Here is a 22,913-nt window from a genome sequence, read left to right as displayed (position 1 = left end):
TCATACCTCTTCTTTCTTAGCCGTAGCTATCGAGTTGATGTAGGCCAGCGCCTTGCGGGCATACTCATAGGCCGGATGAACAGCCGGATCTTGCTCGCCTTCCAATAGCGCCCATCCGCTATAGCCTCTTTGCACAAGCTCGCCGATAATCTGCGTAAAATCGATACAGCCGTCACCCGGAACGGTGAATACGCCTTTTCGAATACAAGTTACGAAATCGACGCCCTCTTGTCGCGCTTCTTCCAGAATGTGCGGACGGATGTCTTTTAAATGAACATAAGCGATTCGGTCGTAATGTTTGCGGAGCAAGCTGAGCGGATCGCTGCCGCCGTAGTAGGCATGCCCTGTATCGTAAAGCAGATAGACCAGGTTTGGATCCGTCAGCTCCATCAGCCGGTCAATCTCTTCCGGTCTTTCCACGGCTGTTCCGCCGTGATGATGGTAGGTCAGCTTCAGTCCATGTTCACGAGCGATTGCGCCAGCCTGGTTCAAACCTTCCGCCAGATGCCTCCACTCCTGATCATTCAGCCTTGCGACTTCCGTTTCATGCGCGGATCTGCGTGGATCCCAATGTAAGGAACCGCCGATTTCACACGTGCTAATCACTTTTGCGCCCATTGCCTTTAGAAAAAGTACATGCTCACGGTAAGCCTCCAGCTCTTGTGCCCTTCGGGACGGCTCCGTAAAGAATACCGACTTCCACTGGGAAACCAGTTGAATGTCTCTGGCGGCTAACTCGCGTTGCAATGTCGGGACATCCTTCGGATATTTCCGTCCCATCTCCGTACCCTTAAGACCAAGCGCCGAAATATCGGCCATAATTTGCTCAAATGTCGTATCGGTTCCATGTTCATGAACATCTTCGCCGACCCAATTGATCGGATGAATGCCAAGCTGAAAAGGCAAGCTCAAAGTCATCTCTCCTTTATGGTTATTTCATCAAGTCTATAGTTGGTCAGCCTTCGCCGTTTGAACTTTCATTTGCTCATGCGCTTCGACTACTTTGGCGCTGCTCGATACTTCCGGGACGCCTACCCTCCACCACGATTCGTAACCGGATGTGCCTGTTCCCGGCAATACTTTGATGTCAATGAGCGTCGAAATCTGCTCTTCTTTAGCTTTGGCGAGCGCTTCGCGAAGACCATCCGGCGTAGTGACGGTATACGCTTTGGCCCCCAGGCTGCGGGCATGCGCTGCAAAATCAATCGGCATATAGTCGGCAGTCAACCGGCCAGTCTGCTCGCTGCGGTAGCGGAATTCGTTGCCGAACCCTTGGCTGCCATGGCCCTTCTGCAAATTATGTATGCATTGGAAGCCATGATTGTCCAGCAGCAGTACGGTGATTTTGCGATTCTCCTGCAAGCTGGTCAGGAGCTCGGAGTGCAGCATAAGGTAGCTGCCGTCGCCGACGATCGCATACACGTCGCGGTCCGGTTCGGCCAAAGCCGCGCCGAAGGCTCCGCTAACCTCATACCCCATACAAGAGAAACCGTATTCCATGTTATACGTTTTTGGCTCTACGCATCTCCACAGACGATGAAGGTCGCCGGGTAGGCTGCCTGCCGCACAAACGATCACGTCTCTTGCCCCGAGGAATCGGTTGATCTCGCCGACAACGGCCGTCTGAACAAGTCCGTCTTCGCTTGTCAAATTATAGAGGCGATCCGTTTCTTCGTCCCAAGACTTTTTCAAGCCACTCAAAGCTTCCGAATCGTAAGCGGTGCGATAGCCCTCTTTCAAAAGTAACCCATGCAAAGCACTCAGCGCTTCTTTCGCATCTGCGACGACGCGGACGGCATTCATTTTGAATGCGTCGAAGGAGCTGACATTGATATTGATAAACTCAACCTGTTCATGCTGAAATGCAGATTTTGAAGAAGTTGTAAAATCCGAGTATCGCGTACCGACGCCGATGATCAGGTCCGCTTCTTTGGCGGTAACGTTCGCCGGCAGCGTTCCGGTTACGCCGATCGCGCCCAGATTAAGCGGATGCGTCCAAGATACGGCGCTTTTCCCAGCTTGCGTTTCCGTAATCGGAATGCCGAAAGCTTCCGCAAAAGCGAGCAGTTCCTTATAAGCGCCGGAATAGTGCACGCCTCCCCCCGCAACGATAAGCGGTCTGTGCTTGGACTTGATCAGCGTCACTGCTCTCGCGACCGCATCCACCGAAGGAGGACGCCTATCGATAATGTGCATCCGTTTTTCAAAAAAGGATGCCGGGTAATCGTACGCTTCGGCCTGCACATCCTGCGGCAGCGCCAGCGTAACAGCCCCCGTCTCCGCAGGATCCGTGAGCACCCTCATCGCGTTAAGCGCAGCGCTCATCAGCTGCTCGGGTCTTTCGATCCGATCCCAATAGGCGCTTACAGGCCGGAACGGATCCGTAGCCGAAATCGTATAATCGCTCGTTACTTCCAGTTGCTGAAGCACGGGATCCGGCTGTCTGCAGGCGAAATTGTCGCCGGGCAGCAGCAGTACCGGAATCCGGTTCACGGTCGCCGTAGCCGCAGCAGTCACCATATTGAGCGCACCCGGACCGATCGAGCTTGTGCATGCATAAATTTGCGTGCGGTTATGCTGTTTGGCAAAGGAAGCAGCGGCATGAACCATCCCTTGCTCGTTTTTTCCTTGAATGAATTCGAGCCCGCCGCCGGCATTCTCCAGCGCTTCTCCTAGTCCGGTTACATTGCCGTGACCGAAAATGCCCATAACGCCTCTTACAAACTTAATCTCTTGACCGTCGACAGACACGTACTGGTTATCCAAAAACCGCAGCAGCGCCTGCGCCATCGTTAATCGTATGACCGACATCGTTTACCTCCATGTGTGATATTTTGATAGATCAGGGTAAGCGCTTAACCTGAAATGAAAAAATAAGTGGATTTCACATAACTGAAAAAATCCATTTAAATAAAGGAAACATATTGGATGAATAACGTTTTATACCTCGAGTATACTCCCAACCTCAAACGCTTTCAATAGTTTTTTTGTAAATTATAAGTTAAGCGCTAACCCAAACACCCTCAAAATTAATAACTCAGAGGGAAGAACGCAACTTTCGCTACCGTTGATTATCAATAGTAGGAATGTCTGGAAGAAAAACTGGCTGAGTCCTGTTCGCTCTTACGGCGCTGCGCCGAACTTGAGTATACAATTTGAATAACGAATAAGGGGTGTTATTGGGGAATATCGGGGTACTAATGGAAAGCGAAATCGGCCAATTCAAGGGTCCAGCGAACAATATTCGCTAATTTACGATAGTCATAAATTAGCGTTCAACAGGGCGCTATGCCATTATTTACACGTTATCGGCTCGAAATAGCGTCCATAGTGGCATAATTAACGAACAAAGGGCTTTGTTCAAAGCGCAGCTTCTGCGGACAAAAATAACTGACCAAATGGTGTGCCGGATTAATTTGCAAACTCATACCTTATAGTTAATCGAGCATTTCGCTATTAAAGTCCGGAAAAACACAATTGCATATAAGATACATCCACCAAAACAATTTGGAGTTTGATTTTACAGAATTGCAGCTTGGTTTGAGCAAGTAGATGTTCGATGAGCGCATTACAAGCTGGCAAAATCGAACTCCAGCCGCTAACTCCATTCACCACGTTTTGCAATTGGGCGAAATCGAACTGCAATAAACGCAATCGGAACCTAAAGTACTCGGTGCGAAGTGCTCTTATTTGAAATTGTTCGTTAATTGTGCCGCCGTAGTAAAAAAACCGCCCCGCACTTCGAAATTTCGAAGTTGCAGGACGGCAAGTTTTATGCATCAGTGAGTCGTTTGACCTTCTTTTTGCGGCAGGGGCTGCGGCTTATATTTCAATGTAGGCAGCATGATCAGCACACCGATTATAAACAAGGCTGCCGACGCCAAATAAATGGCTTCAAGCGGGAATAAATCTTTGAGTTTGCCTGCCGAACTCATCGTAATCACCATAGCTCCCATAAACAAAGGGTTCAGAATTCCGTTTACCCTGCCTACGAATGCTTCCTCCGTATTCCCCAGGATCATAGTGTTAATACCGATTTGAATGGCCGGCATAACCAGACCGGAAAAGAATTGAGCGACTAGGGCTAACCACAGTAGCGGCGTAATACCCATGACGGCAATTGTTACAATACTGACCGCCATGCCCAATGTAAGCATGGCCTGCGGCGACATTTTTTTGGATAAGCCCATCGCGAGGCCTCCCCCGACGATCATCGCCACGCCGTTGGCCGCCATAAACCATTGCAGGTTTTCCTTAGGCAAGCCTAAATTTTCAGTCACGATGAAGAGTCCAAGCGGACTGATCAAGCCTATTGCCAATCCGGCTACGGCAAAGCAGCCTCCCAGGATAACCAACATCTTGTTGTTCAACACATAACGAAAGCCTTGACCCATCTCAGCAAAAATATGCGTGGAACGCTGCTTGTCTTTTTCCTCTGATCTTGGGTCAGCGGGAAGGAACATTAAGACAACGGCGGATAGCAAGAAGCACACGCCCATAATGGCAACCGCGACATTAATGCCAAAGTTGAAATATACGTATGTGCCCATGAGCGGGCCTACGATCATAAAAATCGCCATCATGGATTGATACATGGATATACCGAGCTGCATTTGCGATTCGGGAACGTGAATCTTAAACAGCTTCATCCCGGACGGCTGCGAGAATTGCGAAAGTATGGCCGAAACCAGGGTGGCGAAAAAGATCGCTTTCCAGGAACCATAGTACAGTGTAAGCATAACAACAAATACGGAAACGGCGCTGAGGATATCGCACCATACCATCGTTAATTTCGGTCTCCAGCGGTCTGCAAAAGCTCCGCCTATGAATGAAAACAGAAAGATAGGTCCAAACTCGGCTACGGAAATTAATGAAACAGAGACAGGATCGTTATTCGTCATATCCGTTACATAGAGCAAAATCGCGAAGTTACGAATCCAGATTCCGACTTGCAGGAATAAACCGGATAAGAGAATGGCTTGCACGAACCGGTTCGCAAAAAATGAACGCATGTCCGTCTTGGCCGTTGTTGCAGATTGTGACATAAAAAGAAACACCCCTTTACATTTGGATCGACGGCTCGACCTCCTTCCTGACGATTTCAGGAACGAAAATGTTTCAGCCGCCTTACCTAATTTACCGAAAAGGGTGCTCCCACGTCTAGTGAAATAGGTCATATGACCAGTCATATAAAATTTATTACATATGCCTGGACATCACAGCGCGGCGCCCAGCATCTTAGTCATGACCAGATCGATACCTACTTAGTAGTCTTGTGCGTTTGTTTCCTTCCTATTCAAACTCACTTTTCTCGTGCCTCCAACCGATCGGATATTGCTCAGACAGCGTCACCGGCAATCTACCGACCGCTTTTTCTTTACCAAGCAGCACACGGGCTAGAGAATTTATGGCTAGCGGGCGATTTTCATAACAAGCATAGTAGGTTTTTACTTCCGGGAACTCCAGCAGGTCATATGGATTACGGCCCGCTGCCACGATGAAACGCAGGTCTTTCTCGCCGGCCACCGCTTTAGCGATCTCCGTTTGTCCCTTGGAAAAAGCCGCATTATAAGTCACCATAACGACCTGCTTTTTCCCTTCGCTTGCTCTAAGTACAGCATCGATCTCCGCCGCGGATGGGTAAAGCCCGATGTAAACCTCTTCGACGGCCTGACCGGTGATTTCGGATAGAACGTAACCCAGCGTCCCTTCACGTTCCACCACTTCATCAATTTCGGTACCCTCTTGAACTTCAGTCCAAATCACAAGCGTCGGCTCGATCAAATCAAGCGCTTTACCGACCTCATCCTTCACTAAGGTTATGCTTTTGCGGCTAAGTTCTTTGGCCAGCTCCCGATGTTCCGGAGTGGATATCGACGCCTGAGGAATCGTGGTCAATTTATCGAATTGAATGTCTCTTTTGAATTTATACTGCATAATGCGCATCACGGATTCGTCAATTCGCGACTCCGGTATCCTGCCGCTCTCCACAGCCTGTATGACCGCTTCGATAGCCGTGATTTGCCGATCCAGCAAATGACTGACCAGAATCAGGTCGGAACCCGCTTCAATGGCCCGAATCGAGCCTTCGGCAACACCCAGCCCTTCGGAGATCGCCTTCATCTCCAGACAATCGGTCACGATTAAGCCTTCAAAACCAAGCTTCTGACGAAGCAGCTCCGTCAAAATACGGTAAGATAGCGTCGAGGGAAGCCCGTCTTCTTCCAGCGCGGCAAACACGATATGCGCCGTCATAATGGCGTCGACTCCTCCTTCAATGGCGCTGACGAATGGAGCCAGCTCCAGCCCCATCAGCCTTTCCATGCTGTGCGGTACGATAGGAAGATCGTGGTGGGAATCCTCCGAAGTGTCCCCATGTCCCGGGAAATGCTTCACCGTCGCGATAACGCCCATATCTTGAAGCCCCTTAACCGCTTGCGTTCCCATATCGCTGACGAGTTCTGCCGTTTCCCCGTAAGAGCGGACGCCGATAACCGGATTCAACCGATTGTTATTAATGTCGAGGCAAGGCGCAAAATTCATATTGATGCCCATTTGGCGCAGCTCTTTGCCCATCACTTTGGCGCTCGCATATGCGCCTGAAGGTGCGAAAGTCGCCCCTAATGCCATATTCCCCGGCAGCAGCGTGGCTCCTTTTTCAATCCGCGATACCATGCCGCCCTCTTGGTCGACCGCGATGAACAGCGGCAACCCGCCGTTACTGCGGCTTAAGTGTTGCAGCTCGGCGGACAATTTCGCAAGCTGATGAGCATCCTTGACATTTCTGCGGAAATAAATGACTCCGCCTAATCCATAATCCTCAATCAACTTCGTAATTTCCGCATTAGGCCGCACGGATCCAAATCCGCAGACAAACATTTGCCCGACTTTTTGACGCAGTGTTAACGGATGATTGCTCAATGACATATATACACGCTCCCCAGGACGTAGTTATCCTTTGATGCTCCCTGTTGTCAGGCCCTCAATAATTCGGTTTTGCAACATCATATAAATGAGAATGACCGGAATCACGCTAAACATGATGGCCGCGCACAATGAGCCGTAATTCATATTCAACTGGTCGTAGAAGGCCACCATAGCGACAGGCAGCGTCCTTAACTTTTCTTTGGCCAGGAACAGATTTGCCATCATAAACTCATTCCAGTTGCTGAGAAAATTCAGCATGAATACCGTGATCAGCGTTGGCATGGTGATCGGCACAATGACGCGCCCGAAAAGACCATAGGCAGAAAGTCCGTCCATGATCCCAGCCTCTTCCAGTTCAGCCGGAACCGACTTCAGGAAGGCTGCCACAATAAATACAGTGATCGGCAAGCCGAAAGTGATGTAAGGCAATACCAGCGCAAGTGGCGTATTATAGATATATAAATTCCTAAGCAGTATGTATAGCGGCACGAGCAATGAACCCGCCGGGATGAGCAAGGCCAGCATCAATGCGCTCGATATAAGCTTGCTCACCCTCGGAAACTTCATACGTGTAATCGCATAAGCCGTCGCCGTCCCAAGTAAGAGGGTAGCGATTGCCGAACATACCGAGATATATAGACTGTTCACAAAATAACTGCTGACGTTCGCCCCTGTCCAAGCATTGATATAGTTCGCAAGCGTTATACTTTCGGGTAACGACCACGGCGAGGCGATAATTTCCCGATTCTGCTTGAATGATGAATTGAATACCCAAATGAGCGGATTAAGGATCACGAGCAGATACGTCATGAGCACTAAATGCGGGTAGACGCGATGATGTTGTTTATACCTCCTATAATTGTTCAAGTTCTCTCCTTTTCTCTTGCGAGGCGACGAAATAAAGAAGTCAGAATGACTGTAAAGACGAAAATAAGGATGGCTATTGCATTGGCATACCCATAGTCACCAAGACGGTACGCTTTTTTGTACATGTAAGTCGCCATCACTTCCGTGATGCCGTACGGATTGCCGCCGGTCATGACGAAAACGATATCGAGCGCTTTCATCGCCCCAGTGATGGACAATAGAACCATCAGCACGATAACAGGACGCAGAAGCGGAATCATTATCGACCATGCCCGCCCCCAATAGCCAGCGCCGTCTATTTCTGCAGCTTCCATGATTTCCTTCGGTATGGCATAAATGGCCGATAGGACAAGCACCACATAAAACCCGATCCACTGCCAACCGTTTGTCACGAGTACCGATAGCATCGCCGTCGATTCATCGGCTAGCCAGACCCGCGTCCACGCTTCTAAACCAAGCGCTTCGAGCATTTGGTTCAACAACCCTGCCTGCGGATGATAAACGAATGCCCACAACACTCCGACCACGGAAGTCGATAGAATCGTGGGAACAAAAATGGTCGTTTTATAAAATGCGGCAAAAAGCCTTACCCTGCTTACGAGCAGCGCAAGCATCAGGATCAGCGGAATCTGCAAAAAGACGGAAAATCCAATGAAATATACATTGTTGCGCACAGCAATCCAAAAGTATTTATCCTGAAACGCTATAATGAAATTGTCGAATCCAATAAATTGAGGATCGGAAATACCGTTCCAATGCGTGAAACCATACCTGAGTGATGTTAAGAGCGGATAGAGGAAAAATGCAAGGAAAAGCAGCGATGTCGGCAGCGTGAAGAGCGCATAGGCTAAAGGATTTCTTAAAGTGTTGTTCATCCTTCTATTTCGTATGAGCCTCCTCTTTATTCGAAGCTTCCTGCTGCTTCTGAATGTCTGTCATTAAAGTTGCCGGATCGGTTCGTCCGCCAATCAACTCTTGCATCCCGCGCTCCAGCTTCTCTCTAACCTTGGTCTGTATGCGGGAATCAAATGCCGGAAACGTCCCCTTCGCACCTGCGAATACGTCCAAAATTTGCCTTATCAACGGATTGACATTGCTTACATCCTGTAGTTTCATAGCCGGCGGCATGCCTTCTTCGATGAGCTGCCTCTTTTGCATCGGCTCATTGTACATTTGCCGAATGAATTCTTTTATCGCCGCGAGCTGGCCCACGTTTACCTTTTTGGAAAAACCGTAAGCGTTCGACCATCCGCCGTTGATATAACCGTCACCGGGCCCGCCCATCGACGGAAAATTCATGAATCCGATCTCACCTGCGATCGTTGATTTCTCCGGGTCCAGCAGCGGCGTATTCGCCCAACTGCCATCGAACATGAATGCCGCTTCGCCGCTGCTGAACTTGTTTTGTTGTTCCGCATAGGACAGCGCCAAGCTGCCCTCCTGTAAGTAACCTCTTTTCACCAAGGTGTGATACTTGGAAAAAGCGTCAATGACCTCCGGGTCTGTCCAACGCTTGCTTCCATCCAAAAATCCCTCGATTGAATCGACGCCTGCGGTACGTACCCACATCGTATTGATCATCATGTTGATCACCCAAGAATCTTTAGCCGCGAGTGCAAATGGCGTGATTCGCTTTGCTTTGAGCGCATCCGCTGCGGCAAGCAGCTCATCCCAGGTTTGCGGGGGCTTTAGTCCGTTCGCCGCCAAAATCCTCTTATTGTAGTACAAACCTTCCACATAACCGGCCATCGGAATTCCGTAGATTCGACCGTTCACCGTGAATTCATCGAAGCTATAAAATTTATCGATCAGCCCGAGTTCATTCAAAATCGGAGTCAGATCCATCAGCCGATCCGCCTTGACATAGTCTCTTGTATCCGTCCCGCCAAATAAGTCGAAAATTTCCGGCGGATTGCCGGCGGCCATCTCAGCTCTCAGCTTCTCGAACCGGTTCACTTTATCCTCAACGCCATCCAGCGTAATCGTTAAACCCGGTACGTTCGCTTCCGTTGCTTTGACGGCATCCTGCAGCATGATCAGTCGTTTCTTTTGCGTATCCTTTACTTGCGTATGGCGAATAGTGATCGAGATAGGCTCCGCTTTCTCACCTACAGAAGGCGGACTTGTGCGATTTACGCTATTGTCGGTATTCGAATTTCCGCAAGCAGTTAACAGAATCGTGAACGCCATCAGCCCAGCGGCGGGTATCAACGCTCTTTTTCTCATAGAGTATAAGCTCCTTTAGCCTTGCAATGTAATTATAAAATGTATCTGCGATTGTCCTAAAGACCGACAAACTCCTAATCAAGGGGGAAATTTCTCTACTGGCTCTCGCGCCTTTTATCACGGTACTCCGACGGAATTTCACCGGTAAACTTCTGGAAAACCTTCGTAAAATAGCGTCGTTCCGTATAGCCGACCGACTTTCCGATATCGGTGATGCTTTTATCGCTGAGCAGCAGCATGGATTTGGCCAGCTCCATCCGGTGCTTGGTTACATACTCCACAAACGTTTCACCGTAGTGCTGCTTGAATAACAAGCTGAAGTAGGAACTGCTGATGCCAAGTGCTCTTGCAATATCTTCGATTCCGAAGTCCGTTGAATAGTGCGTACGAATGTATTCTTTGGCCGCTGTCATGAGCAGCTCGCTGTTTTTCTTCTTATTCGTTCCTTCCAGACCGAGGCTGACGAGCTGTACCATCACCTGCAGCAAATGCTGAATGCTTTCGCTTTTGTCCAGCTTACGCCACACCTCTTCTTCCTCTTTCAAATCAATGCCGTTCATTTCGCGCAGTTCACGGAGCAAATGAAGAATGAGAAAGTGCAGCATCTGAAAAGCCCGGGTAAAAGAGCTGTTCGGCAGACCTTCGAGTAGAGACTTTAAACGCCCGAGCGCATCCTCTGTCTTTGTTCGATGGAGCTGCTTCAACCCGGATACAATTTCTTCTACCAAATACCACAAAGAGATATTGGCATCCGGCGGCTCCTTGGATTCTTTGTATACGAGAACGGATTGCTGCTTCTCAAGACTAAGCTGCATCAATCGCTGCAGCTTCTTATACACGCTCGATAGTCCGCGAATACCCACTATTTCGGGATATACGCCTACGCTAATGCTAATTTTCACTGTTCGCAGAACATCGTTCTGCATCTGCTTTGCCAGCCTAAATACGGAGGCAAGCGCTGTTTGCTCTTCTGAGGACTCGCATTGGATGAGCAGGCACCACTCCCCTTCCCGCATTTGCAAGATCGAGAACTTCAGCAACTCACCCGCCAGAGAGTCCTGCAGCACGTTTCTCACGGCAAAATTCCACAGCTTACGATCCTCTTCCGTCCACAATAACGACTTTTGCGAATAATCATCCACATCGATCATGGCAAACACATAGGTAAGACGATCCAAATCGATTTCGTCGATGGGAAGCAGGTTGATAGGCGTAATTTCCGTACAGTTCATGAGCACGTCATACAATATTTTTTCATAGGCCAAATTTTTGACTTTGCCCCACTTTTGTTGTTCATCGAGCTTAAGCTGCTTCTTGTCGCGGATTTGCTCGGCAAGTTTACGAATCGTATGTTCAAGCTCCTCGTAGTTGATCGGCTTGAGCATATAGTCGCTGACGCCAAACTTCATCAACGAGCGCGCATATTCGAAGTCTTGATACCCGGTAACCATCAGAACGACACAATTATCATTGATTTCACGAAGCTTTTCTACGAACATGATGCCATCCATCTGCGGCATGCGGATATCGCTCATTATAAGATCAGGGATATGCAATCTGGAAAGCTCAAGCGCTTCAATACCGTTCTTCGCGGTGCCTACAATATCAATCTGAAGCTCATCCCAGGGAATAACCAGTTGTAAATTGCGCAAAATGTTAGGCTCGTCATCAGCCAAAATCGCTTTCAATCTCATCGATTTACCCCCTTGTTTTCGGAATCACAATTTTCATTGCCGTTCCGTGACCTTCCAAACTGCAAATAAACATACCGTAATGCGCGCCATATTGAATTCGGATTCGGTCCGCCACATTACTGACGCCAAGCCCGCGCCGCTCTTCATTCACATCCATAATTTCGTGGAAAGGCGTTTCCAGCTCCGTCTTATAGCGGAATTTGGCCAGCTTCTCCTCACTGATTCCAGCGCCGTTATCGGTCACATAGATGCCGATTCGTTCTCCTTCATCGACTACCCGAATCGAGATAAAACCTTTGTAATCGATCGGATCAAAACCATGCTGGATGCTGTTCTCAACTATTGGCTGAAGCGTCAGCTTGAGGATATGGAAGTTCAGCAGCCCGTGCGGCGCCTCGATTTCATATTGAAACTGGTCCTCAAAGCGAAACTCCTGGATTTCCAAATAGCTTTTCAGATGCTCCAGTTCTTGCTTTAGCGTGATTTCTTCTTTGTTGTCCATCCCGATACGCAGCAGATTGCCAAGTCGATAGACCATTTGGCTCACTTTTTTTCCCTGGTTTTGAATCGCCAATACATTGATGGATTCCAGCGTATTGAATAAAAAATGCGGCTTGATTTGAGCTTGCAGCAGCATGAGCTCGGCTTTATTTTTACGATCCTGCTGACGCTTCACTTCTTCGAGCAGATCCTCTACGCGAACGACCAGACTGTTAAACCCTCTGGCAAGGGCCTGTGTCTCATCTTTGCCGCTGACTTCCATCCGAGTGGACAGATCGCCCCGCTCCACTTTTTTCATCGAAGAAACGATACGTAAAATAAATTGAATGATTCTTCTTACGAACACCAAATTATAGACAAGGGCAAAAAATAAACAGATAAATGTAATGCCGGCAACCCATTTCATAATCGTCTCCATTTCCCCGGCGACGTACTTCCATGAGGTAATCGACACGACGCTCCAATCTTGAACGCCCATCTGGTTCAAATCAAGGTGATACAAGGAAACCAGGCTTTTCTCATCCAGAAAATCGGCTTGAAAACTTGAATTCGGATTCGCCAAATCGAGCTTGCCCGGCAAAAGCTGAAGAATATTGGCCCCTTCCAGACTTTGCTTGTTATCATAAAAAATTAAACCGTTTTTATTCACGACCAGATAACGCTTAGAGCTCTCCTCTTTCGTGTTAAAGGAACGGAAAATCTGATCCAGCTCGTTGAAACGGTACCGGAGCAGCATGTAGCCGCGGTTGTCCATCGTCCAGAAATCTTTGACCAAACGCGCTTGATAGAACTCCCGGTGCCCGGTCGGGAACTCCTTATATTCTGCAGGCCCGATCCATAACGGGCTTCCGTTTAAGCTATTAATTTGTTTAAAAGCGGTACTGTCCAGCAGCGATGTCCACGGCGTGGAACTGCTGCCCGTTCGGCCGGCGCTGAACGATGTCCCATGATTGTTATAGATGACGACGGATTGAACGGGGGAGTAGGTAAGAATCGAGCTGCGCAGCAGCGTGTCGAAGGTATTGAGATCATAAGAAGATAGCGTTTCTTCGTTTGGCTTAATCTCATCCATAGACCGGTATATCCCCTGAATCCCTTCCTTCACCATCCAGAAATCAGAGAAATAATTCGCTTCCTTGAACATATAATAAATGTTTCGGGAAACGGCCTGCAGTGTAACCTCGGTCAGATCACCGTATTTCTTTTCAATCAATTGCTGCGAGACCGTGTAGACAACGGAACCTAGCACGAATAAGGGAATAATAATGAATGTCAAAAACCCTATGAACACTTTCTTATTTAAATTCATGGATAGGGTACAGGCTCCCTCCAAACAGAATCAGGCACCATTTTCCTTCTATTATAAATGACGTTCATTCCAGCTACCTAGGGATAGGTTTCTAACATGCAGGGATAATATTCTCTAAACTGCTTGATGGCTAATGTCGCCTATTTTCCTATTATTCTGTGAGAGCATATTGGTTCGTTAATATTTATTCTAATTCAATGGACCTGGTTATACCAGTTAGTGGCCGGAATTCCATTCACTTATAGACGTACATCATTTCCTGGCTATACAAAATAAAGGCCGTCTTTACCCATCGGATAAAAACAGCCTTCTTATTATTGATCTCTATGAAATGCGTTATTACTGTGCTTCTATCAAAACAACGAAAGCCCTGCCTCTCTTCCATCCTTGCGGCTCCAATGACCGCGCCAGTGAGAATTGGATTACAAACACCTGCTGCCGAAACACTAAACGCTGCCTCGGGTTTACCATGAATGAGCTTACTGCGCATTGGGAGAATAAGAAACAAGGAAAGGGGGTTACTTTCGTCTCGCTAATCGTTCGTGTGGGGTAAATGAGGTTTGGTTTGAAGTGTTTATATGTTTCATGTCAATCAATTATTTTATAATACAACAAACTTCACCATTTTGTCAAATATTTATCTTCCAATCCTGATCTTACTATGATAATAATCCTGATTGCAGCAAAAAACCGCAGGCATCCAGCCCGCGGCTCCTCTATATATTATACTGTAAACTTCTGCAGCGAGAGCTGCAGCTCTTCCGCTAAACCGGCTAAGGATTTTGCCGAGTTCTCAATCTCTTCGGTCGTCGCCATTTGCTCTTGGCTGGCAGCCGACGCTTCCTGACTAACGCTAATGCCGGTCTCGGATACGGCACTTACTACACTCATCACTTCTTCAATTCGAACATTCGCAAGGGCTAGGCGGTGGATCGCTTGATTCACATCATCCACTTTGGCATTCACTTTATCGACGGATGCTTCAATATGTACGAACGATTCTTGGGCTTGCTTGGAGATTGTCAGACCTTGTTCTACTTTGCTTGCTCCCGCTTGCATGGACACGACAGCATGATTAATTTGTCTCTGAATCGTAGCAACCAGATTCGTGATGTCTCGCGCAGAAGATGACGACTGCTCGGCCAATTTGCGAACCTCGCCGGCCACAACCGCGAATCCGCGTCCGGCTTCCCCGGCTCTTGCAGCTTCAATCGCTGCATTCAGCGAGAGCAGATTCGTCTGGGTCGCAATTTCGTTGATGACACCTACGATTTTACCGATTTCATGCGCGTTTTTGCCGAGCGCTTCGACTACGCCATGAACCTCTTGGGAAGCGTCCGAAATTTCTCGCATTTGTTCAGCTATCGAAATAACGGATTGTTTTCCGTTATGGGCAGCGCTCGATGCTTGTTCAGCGAGTGCAGCCACTTCTTGAGCAGATTCATCGATACGCTTGGTGCTGCCAACCATTTGATGAACAGCCTCACTAGCTTCGTTAACGCCGGCGAACTGCTTCTCAAAATCGATCGCCAACTGTTGACTGGATTCGGCAACCTGCTTCGCCGCGGTCGAACTTTGCTCGGAGCTCGCAAGTAGTTCTTCCGAACTAGCTGAAAGCGTCAATGCGTTATCGGCGATTTGAGCGACCAGGTTACGAAGACTTTCCGTCATCACATTAAAAGAGTTCGTTAATTTGCCTACTTCATCGTCATACGGGTAACTGCCTTGTACCGAAAGATCGCCGTTAGCCGCCTTCTCCATATGCTCCTGCAAATTACGAATTGGTGTTGTAATAATCATATTCAAAGCCAGCGCATTCGCAGTAAGAACAATAATTGCAAGAATGATAGTAAAGATGATAACCCAATGAGATATGATCGAATCTCTTGAACTTGATTTCTGGAACTGTTCAGCGGCCGATTCTTTCAGAACAACTAACTTATTCAACGCTTCGACCGTTTGATCCCCTTGAGGAGATACCTGATTATTATACACCTGATAGGCAACTTGATTATTCTGAGTCGCATGCTCAATTGCTGCGGTGCTGACCTCGCGATATTTAGTATTCAATTCCTCAAACTTTTGGTATGCCGCCTTTTCTTCAGCGTTCATCGGAATTTGTCCTAATTTCTGGACCAATTCGTTATTCGTCGCAATGTCTTCGTTTAATTTGGTTTTTAACTTATCTTTGTACCTCACATCTGTAGACAGCATCATTTCAAGCAAATTCGCTTCAGTCTCATTGAAATTGGCTTTTAACTGATTAATCCATTTGACAGAAAGCAGACTTTCCTCGTACATTCTAGTAGAATTGCTAGCCATTTTGTCCATGAAATAATAGCCGACTACGCCTACAATGAGTAGAAACGTGATCGCTATTACGTTCATGAGAAGCAGCTTAAAACGAAGCCTAAGATTGCGAAGCATGGTCATGTTTACTTTCACGTTCTTTAAATACTTGGCGTACTTCGTCGCCCAACTTAATTTGGCACTAAATTTCAAAGTGATAGTTCCCCCTCCGAGAAGTATGATCTTGCGTATGTCTTGTGCAGTACGAAAGAAAACCATCTCTCCTATTAATTTGGTGACATAATATCTAACATCATATTAAAAAAATTTACCTATGGTTTATTTTACAAAATCAAGACTTCACTGTAAAGACAATAATCGACAAATACCGCCACTTTCAAGGAATTGATTAACGTTAAAATATTCCAATTGAACGAAGATTCGAGCGATAAAGGAGACAACAATGATCGGAGTCTTAGTGAACCCGCGTTCTGGTGATGGAAGAGGATGTGACATATGGCGAGAAGTACGCGATAGGCTTCAAAAATTCTCTGTTCCGCACGTCGCTGTGATAACATCAAGAGCCGGAGAGACGGGAGAATTAGCAGAAAAGATGGTCAGCGAGCACAGTATTGAGAAACTTATCGTTATCGGCGGAGACGGTACGATACATGAAACCGCAGGCGGATTATGGCAAGCTTACAGGAACGGTTCTGCCTGCAAACTTGCCGTAATCCCGGCTGGAACAGGGAACGATTTTGCCAAAGCTTACGGAATTCCTACAGATCCCGTTCGTGCGCTGGAAGTGGCGCTCTCCAATGAAAACTACATTCACATTGATCTGCTGCGTACTGCAGGAGGGATGGTTGCCGTGAACAGCATCGGTGCGGGTTTCGATGGGATGGTAGCCAAACTTACGAATGAAGCCGGTTACAAGAAACTTTTGAACCGCATCGGTCTCGGGAAACTCTCTTATTTCATCACAATTTTGCGAGTTTTTCTTCATTATAAGCCCAGCAGAGCTTGGTTAGAAGTAGATGGCGTCATTCATGAACTGCCTGATATGTGGCTTGCTGCGATAGCGAACATCCCTTTTTACGGCGGGTCCATTCAAATCTGTCCTGCCGCTTCTCCTTTCGATGGAATGGCTGACGTTGTCGTCATTCAAAGCCGCGGCCGTATCCGTCTGCTGCCGATTCTGTTCACGGTCTACCAAGGAAAGCATACGCAGCATCCTTCCGTCTCTTTTTTCAAAGGCACTTCAATCCGGCTTCGCACCGAGCATCCTTTACTGATTCAAGCAGATGGGGAGTTTACAGACTCAACTCCGCTACATGTAGACATAGTGCCTGCCGCGCTAACTGTGATAGGTACAGCTTATAAAACATATAATTGAAAATGTTCAAAAAAAAATAAGCCTTCATTTCCACTTTTTGTGTGGTTTTGAAGGCTTTTAGATGCAACTTCGGACTAACTCTTACTTTAACAAATCCCTCAACCGCCCCGGAAAATCCGTAATAATCCCCGACACTCCGATCGCGATCATGTGTTGAAAATCCTCAGCATGGTTCACTGTGTACGGATATACAGCTAGCCCCGCAGCCGCGGCTCCATCCACATCTCCTTTGTCAATGGAATGGTAGTGCGGATGCAGCGAGAACACATCGACGCCGATTTGCTTCGCGTAAGCCGCATGATCGACCAGGTTTGCTGCATACAGCAGCCCGACTTTAGCGGATGGCTCCGCTTGTTTGATGCGGCAAATGCACTTGTGGTCGAACGAAGAGATGACCACGTCGTTAATCCTGCCGCTTTCGCGCAGAAAAGCCAGCAGCGCCTGCTCCATGCGGCCTTCGTAAGCATGCTTAACCTCAACGTTGATCAAAATCCCCGCAGGCACCAATTCGAACACTTCGCTCAGCAGAGGCACTCGCTCCCCGCGGAATGCATCTGCGAACCAGGCTCCGGCATCTAAGCGCTGTATATCTTCCCATGCTTGCTCGCAAATAAGTCCTGAACCATTCGTTGTCCGATCGAGCGTATGATCGTGACAAACGACGATTTGGCCGTCTTTGGTTATATGTACATCCAGCTCTAATCCTTGAGCTCCTTGCTCCAGCGCCAGAGCAAAAGAAGCCAGCGTGTTCTCAGGCGCTTCGCCTGCCGCTCCCCGGTGTCCGATTATGATTGGCTTTTGTCCGTTCATCGTCAACTCTCCTAACTTGTATACCTATGTATATGCAATCAAATTATAAAGGAATTCGTTCTTTTTTGCCCAGTTAACATTAATGAAAGTTATGTAAAGACCGGGCCAAAATCAATAAATAATCCATATTAATTTAACACGGATGAAATAAAACATCTATATCCTTAAGCGGTAAGACATGTTTAATAACATTCGTGGAGGATTTTTCCAATGAATACACTGGAGCGGGATTTGCCCCTAACTGCGCCTGCCAAATCGACCGTCAAGCTTCAACGTAAAACTAGATCGCTTTCCACTCAAAAATGGACAGAAACGCTGCTGGGCTATGTTTTCCTGGCTCCGTCTCTCGTTCTGTTTATCATCTTCCTTTTCTATCCGCTAATTCAGTCCGTTTATCTCAGTTTGCATGAAACCGATCCCCGAGGCCGGGTCGCAGGCTACGTAGGATTTGACAATTTCGTTGCCATCTTCACTTCTGAACGATTCTACAAAAGCCTTGAGGTTACAGGCGTTTTCACGCTGCTAACCGTTCCCACCGGCATTACACTCGCACTCCTGCTTGCCGCTCTAACTCATAACCGGCTAAAAGGCATGCGAATCTTTCAATTCGTTTTCTCGCTGCCTGTGGTCTTATCCGTGGGAACCTCGGCAGTTATCTGGATGATCTTGTTCCATCCCAGCGTAGGCATGCTGAATTATTTGCTCAGCCTGATCGGCTTAGAGCCGGTCGCTTGGCTAACCGATCCAAGATGGGCGCTTCTCTCCGTTTCTATGATGACGGTCTGGATGAATCTCGGCTTCAATTACATCGTGCTGCTTAGCGGCCTTCAAAGTATTCCGGATGAAATCTACGACAGCGCCAAGATCGATGGTTCCGGTCCATTCCGTACATTCGTCCAGATCATCATGCCGTTATTATCCCCAACGGTTTTCTTCGTGACCATCGTTTCGATCATTGGGGCCTTTCAATCGTTTGGCCAAATTCACATTTTAACCAAGGGCGGACCGATTAACTCAACGGATGTGCTCGTTTACTCGCTGTATCAGGATGCTTTCATTAACTTCCGATTCGGTACGGGAAGCGCGCAAGCGCTCGTGCTCTTCACGATCATCCTCCTGCTTACGATTGCGCAATTTAAAGCTTTCGAAAGGAATGTGCATTATCAATGACCAACAGACTGCAAAATATACTTGTCTATATCCTGTTGACGATATTTGCTGCACTCATTCTATATCCCATTTTCTACACGTTTACAGCAACTTTCATGACTCCCGAAGAAGCGTCAGCTTATCCTCCGCGTTTTTGGCCAAGCAGTTTCTACTTAGGCAGTATCCTCACGGTCTTTAATCTGGTACCCATCACTACGTTTATGACGAACAGTCTCGTCGTATCCGTAATTATCATGGTTGGACAGCTTGTCACATCCAGCATGGCCGCCTACGCTTTCGCCAATATTCGATTCAAAGGTAAAGCCTTCTTCTTCGCCCTGTTCATGGCGACCATGATGATTCCTTGGGAAGTAACGATTATCCCTAACTATTTGACCGTGAAAAAATGGGGCTGGCTCGACAGCATGCAGGGCTTGACCGTTCCTTTTCTGGCGACAGCGTTCGGCACATTTTTACTGCGGCAATTTTTCCTGCAGCTTCCTCGCGAGCTATTCGAAGCGGCAAGAATAGACGGCTGCGGGCACATTCGCTGCTTCCTGCGCCTCGTGCTTCCGCTCTCGCGTCCTGCCCTTGCCACATTAGCCGTGTACGCGTTCCTCAGCTCTTGGAACATGTATTTGTGGCCGCTGCTAATAACAAACAGCGAAAACATGAGAACCGTACAGATCGGCATCGCCATGCTACAATTCGAAGAATTCACGGTATGGAACCTGGTGCTCGCTGGCGTCACCATAGTGTTGCTGCCTTCGCTGCTGCTCCTCATTCTTGGTCTAAAGCAGCTCGTTCGCGGTCTTACGGCCGGCGCTGTGAAAGGTTAATTAATTGCTACCCGATGGCACTTCGCTCCACGTATTGCCGGAGCCGATTACCATAAATAAACGAACCAAAAAGGGAGAGAAACCAAAAAGATGAAACAGTTAAAAATGAGAAGCTCCGCTATCGCGATGACAGCGCTCGTTATGCTGCTGACCAGCGCATGCGGTGCCGCTGACAAAACGACTACCAGCACTGCATCAACTGCCGCCAGCCCAACTGCAGCAGCAAAGGCAGAAGAGAAGAAGTCGGCCGAACCCGTTAAAGTAATTTGGTGGCACTCCATGAGCGGTGAGCTCGGCAAAGCTGTGGATAAACTCGTTGCGGATTTCAACGCTTCCCATAAAGACGTTCAAGTCGAAGCTGTATTCCAAGGTACATACGATGAAAGCTTAAACAAAATGAAAGCTTCTATGGATACGAAAAGCGGCCCTTCGCTCATTCAAGTATACGAAATCGGCAGCCGCTTCATGATTGACTCCAAGGCAATCACACCGATGCAAACGTTTATCGATGCTGACAAATTCGACCTGTCCCAGCTCGAAGAAAACATTTTGAACTACTATAAATTCGATAACAAGCTTTATTCCATGCCTTTCAACACATCCAACCCGATCCTTTACTATAACAAGGATATGTTTAAAGCAGCAGGGCTTGATCCTGAAAAACCGCCAACCACTTATGAAGAAGTGGCGAAAGCCGCTCAGGCGCTGAGCAAGGATGGCAAATCCGGGGCATCGTTTGCGATTTACGGATGGTTCATGGAGCAATTTTTCGCTAATCAAGGCGCCGAATATCTTAATAATGGCAACGGACGTACTTCCTCTGCCACAGAATCTATGGTTAACAGCGATGCCGGTGTAAAGACGTTAACGTGGTGGAAGCAAATGGTCGATACCAAAACTGCATCAAACCTCGGCCGTAAAACGGATGATACGAAGAAGGCTTTCGCAGCCGGTCAAGTTGCCATGACACTGGATTCTACGGCTTCCCTGCGTGGTATCGTTAGCAGCGCCGAAGGCAAGTTCCAAGTCGGAACCGCATTTCTGCCGAAACCGGCCGACGCTAAAGATGGCGGTGTTGTCGTTGGCGGAGCCAGCTTGTACATCTTGAACAACAAATCCGATGCCGAGCAAAAAGGCGCTTGGGAGTTCATCAAATTCTTGACGAATCCGCAAACGCAAGCATTCTGGCACGTCAACACAGGCTACTTCCCGATTACGAAAAAAGCATATGACGAGCAGCTCGTGAAGGACAACCTCGCGAAATATCCTCAGTTCAAAACAGCTGTTGACCAGCTGCATGCAACAAAAGCGAACAAAGCAACGCAAGGCGCTGTCATGGGCGTATTCCCGGAAGCTCGCCAAATCGTTGAAGGCGCCATCGAAGAAGCGCTAACCGGTAAAAAAGCTCCAAAAGATGCGCTCGACGGTGCTGCAAAGAGCATTACGGAAAAAATCGCTGCTTATAACAAAACGGTGAAATAGTATCTCAACGGATATTGACCTTTTCTCTCATTAAGCATATACTTTTATTCAACATCAATACCCGATCATGCCTATGATGAGAATCCAACTCGGAGGCGTTTTCGCCAAGGAAGGCCGAAGTAGTGGTCATTTCTAAGTTAACCGGCACCGCCCGTTACCGCGGAACCAAGAGGAGGAGCGTTCATTAGAACGTTTCTCAAATTGGGTGGCACCGCGAGCAAACGCTCCTCGTCCCAATCGGATGAGGGCGTTTTTTGTTTTCACCATACATGATCGGGAGGTAGCTTGAAATGACGAAACGACTGTACAATTTTAACCCTGGACCTGCTGCATTGCCTTTGGAGGTATTAAAGCAAGCGCAAGAACAATTCGTGGACTATCAAGGGATGGGTATCTCGCTGATGGAAATGTCCCACCGGAGCCGGGCCGTTGAGGAGCTGAATCTGGAGACCCAGCAGCTGCTTTTAAAGCTGTTAGGGCTGAAAGACGATTATGATGTGCTCTTCATGGGAGGCGGGGCCAGCACGCAGTTTGCCCTGCTGCCGCTAAACTTTTTGCCTCAAGATAAGACCGCGAACTACGTATTGACCGGCAGTTTTGCCGATAAAGCCTATAAGGAAGCCACGCATGTAGGACATACCCATGTGGCTGCAAGCGCTAAGGAGCAGAACTGGCAGAGCATTCCTGTGTTCACTGAGGCTGATTTAGCTCCCAATTCCGCATATGCGCACATCACGCTGAATAACACGATTGAAGGCTCGCGATACCAAGATATTCCCGATGTAGGAAACACACCCCTTGTAGCCGATATGACAAGCGATATTTTGAGCAGAAAACTAGACTTGAATCGATTTTCCATGATCTATGCAGGGGCTCAAAAAAATCTCGGCCCCGCTGGCGTGACGGTTGTTGTCATCCGCAAAGATTGGCTGGAGCAAGGCTCGAAGCGAATACCGGAAATATTGCGCTACATGACATTCGCCGGGCATAAATCTCTTTATAATACCCCTCCCGTTCATTCCATTTATATGATGAATCTCGTGCTAAAATGGACAGTACAGCAGGGCGGCGTAGAGCAGTTAGAGCAGCAAAATGCCGCTAAAGCAAAGCTTATTTATGATGTGATCGATGCAAGCGGTGGTTTTTATCAAGGGATCATTGATGCGAAGGACCGTTCAGATATGAACATTACTTGGCGGATGGCTAACGAGGATATGCAGCGCAAATTTATCAAAGAGTCGGAGGCCAAAGGCTTTGAAGGGCTTGCCGGGCATCGAAGCGTAGGTGGACTGCGCGCCTCTGCTTATAACGGCGTTTCCCTAGAAGCTTGCAGGGCGCTTGCCGATTATATGGCGGATTTTGCAAAGAAACAGGGTTAAACTATTTTGACAAAGCGGAATTGCTGCTTTTACAATGGGACAAAA

16 protein-coding genes are annotated in these 22,913 nt (G+C 47.9%); 5 read left to right on the top strand and 11 right to left on the bottom strand.

Annotated elements, in window-relative coordinates; translation table 11 throughout:
• The 10 genes from iolE to ICC18_RS16675 form a co-directional block, all read right to left on the bottom strand.
• Positions 1-918, bottom strand: coding sequence for a myo-inosose-2 dehydratase (gene iolE / locus ICC18_RS16720; protein WP_188175577.1), 918 nt, complete (start codon positions 916-918; stop codon positions 1-3).
• 27 nt (positions 919-945) lie between these two features.
• Complete coding sequence (iolD, locus tag ICC18_RS16715) at positions 946-2,811, bottom strand: 3D-(3,5/4)-trihydroxycyclohexane-1,2-dione acylhydrolase (decyclizing) (RefSeq protein WP_188175576.1); 1,866 nt, start codon at positions 2,809-2,811, stop codon at positions 946-948.
• Between the two features lie 968 nt (positions 2,812-3,779).
• The gene (locus ICC18_RS16710) at positions 3,780-5,045 is read right to left on the bottom strand and encodes an MFS transporter (RefSeq protein WP_188175575.1); all 1,266 of its coding nucleotides are present in this window, start codon (positions 5,043-5,045) and stop codon (positions 3,780-3,782) included.
• A 247-nt stretch (positions 5,046-5,292) separates the two neighbouring features.
• Positions 5,293-6,927, bottom strand: coding sequence for a beta-N-acetylhexosaminidase (gene nagZ, locus ICC18_RS16705; protein WP_188175574.1), 1,635 nt, complete (start codon positions 6,925-6,927; stop codon positions 5,293-5,295).
• Positions 6,928-6,951: 24 nt separating this feature from the next.
• The gene (locus ICC18_RS16700; RefSeq protein WP_188175720.1) at positions 6,952-7,737 is read right to left on the bottom strand and encodes a carbohydrate ABC transporter permease; all 786 of its coding nucleotides are present in this window, start codon (positions 7,735-7,737) and stop codon (positions 6,952-6,954) included.
• Positions 7,738-7,790: 53 nt separating this feature from the next.
• Positions 7,791-8,669: a carbohydrate ABC transporter permease gene (locus ICC18_RS16695; protein WP_188175573.1), complete on the bottom strand. Its 879-nt coding sequence runs from the start codon at positions 8,667-8,669 to the stop codon at positions 7,791-7,793.
• 4 nt (positions 8,670-8,673) lie between these two features.
• A complete protein-coding gene (locus tag ICC18_RS16690; protein ID WP_223192627.1) occupies positions 8,674-10,020 on the bottom strand; it encodes an extracellular solute-binding protein in 1,347 nt (448 codons plus the stop codon).
• Between the two features lie 95 nt (positions 10,021-10,115).
• Positions 10,116-11,714 carry a response regulator gene (locus ICC18_RS16685; protein ID WP_188175572.1) on the bottom strand — a complete coding sequence of 533 codons (1,599 nt, stop codon included), beginning with the start codon at positions 11,712-11,714 and terminating at the stop codon, positions 10,116-10,118.
• 4 nt (positions 11,715-11,718) lie between these two features.
• Entirely contained in the window at positions 11,719-13,524 is a 1,806-nt protein-coding gene (locus ICC18_RS16680) for a cache domain-containing sensor histidine kinase (RefSeq protein WP_188175571.1), read from the bottom strand.
• Positions 13,525-14,247: 723 nt separating this feature from the next.
• Complete coding sequence (locus tag ICC18_RS16675) at positions 14,248-16,026, bottom strand: methyl-accepting chemotaxis protein (RefSeq protein ID WP_188175570.1); 1,779 nt, start codon at positions 16,024-16,026, stop codon at positions 14,248-14,250.
• Positions 16,027-16,276: 250 nt separating this feature from the next.
• Here ICC18_RS16675 and ICC18_RS16670 point away from each other — a divergent pair, with 250 nt between their 5' ends.
• The gene (locus tag ICC18_RS16670; protein WP_188175569.1) at positions 16,277-17,209 is read left to right on the top strand and encodes a diacylglycerol/lipid kinase family protein; all 933 of its coding nucleotides are present in this window, start codon (positions 16,277-16,279) and stop codon (positions 17,207-17,209) included.
• Between the two features lie 81 nt (positions 17,210-17,290).
• On the opposite strand, the gene ICC18_RS16665 is transcribed toward ICC18_RS16670, so the two are convergent.
• Positions 17,291-18,019: a glycerophosphodiester phosphodiesterase gene (locus tag ICC18_RS16665; RefSeq protein ID WP_188175568.1), complete on the bottom strand. Its 729-nt coding sequence runs from the start codon at positions 18,017-18,019 to the stop codon at positions 17,291-17,293.
• A gap of 210 nt (positions 18,020-18,229) precedes the next feature.
• Between ICC18_RS16665 and ICC18_RS16660 the strand changes: the two genes are divergently transcribed.
• The 4 genes from ICC18_RS16660 (at position 18,230) to serC (ending at position 22,868) form a co-directional block, all read left to right on the top strand.
• A complete protein-coding gene (locus ICC18_RS16660; RefSeq protein ID WP_188175567.1) occupies positions 18,230-19,189 on the top strand; it encodes a carbohydrate ABC transporter permease in 960 nt (319 codons plus the stop codon).
• Positions 19,186-20,007, top strand: a complete 822-nt coding sequence (locus ICC18_RS16655; RefSeq protein ID WP_188175566.1) for a carbohydrate ABC transporter permease — start codon at positions 19,186-19,188, stop codon at positions 20,005-20,007. Before ICC18_RS16660 ends, ICC18_RS16655 begins: the two co-directional genes overlap by 4 nt.
• A 90-nt stretch (positions 20,008-20,097) precedes the next feature.
• Positions 20,098-21,489, top strand: coding sequence for an ABC transporter substrate-binding protein (locus tag ICC18_RS16650; protein WP_188175565.1), 1,392 nt, complete (start codon positions 20,098-20,100; stop codon positions 21,487-21,489).
• A gap of 290 nt (positions 21,490-21,779) precedes the next feature.
• Positions 21,780-22,868 carry a 3-phosphoserine/phosphohydroxythreonine transaminase gene (serC, locus tag ICC18_RS16645; RefSeq protein ID WP_188175564.1) on the top strand — a complete coding sequence of 363 codons (1,089 nt, stop codon included), beginning with the start codon at positions 21,780-21,782 and terminating at the stop codon, positions 22,866-22,868.
• Positions 22,869-22,913: the final 45 nt, after the last annotated feature.

The organism is Paenibacillus sedimenti, from assembly GCF_014534655.1.
In the GTDB taxonomy this organism is placed as follows: Bacteria; Bacillota; Bacilli; order Paenibacillales; family NBRC-103111; genus Paenibacillus_E; species Paenibacillus_E sedimenti.
Note: the sequence above shows the minus strand (reverse complement) of the source record. Positions and strands in the feature narration are given on the sequence as shown.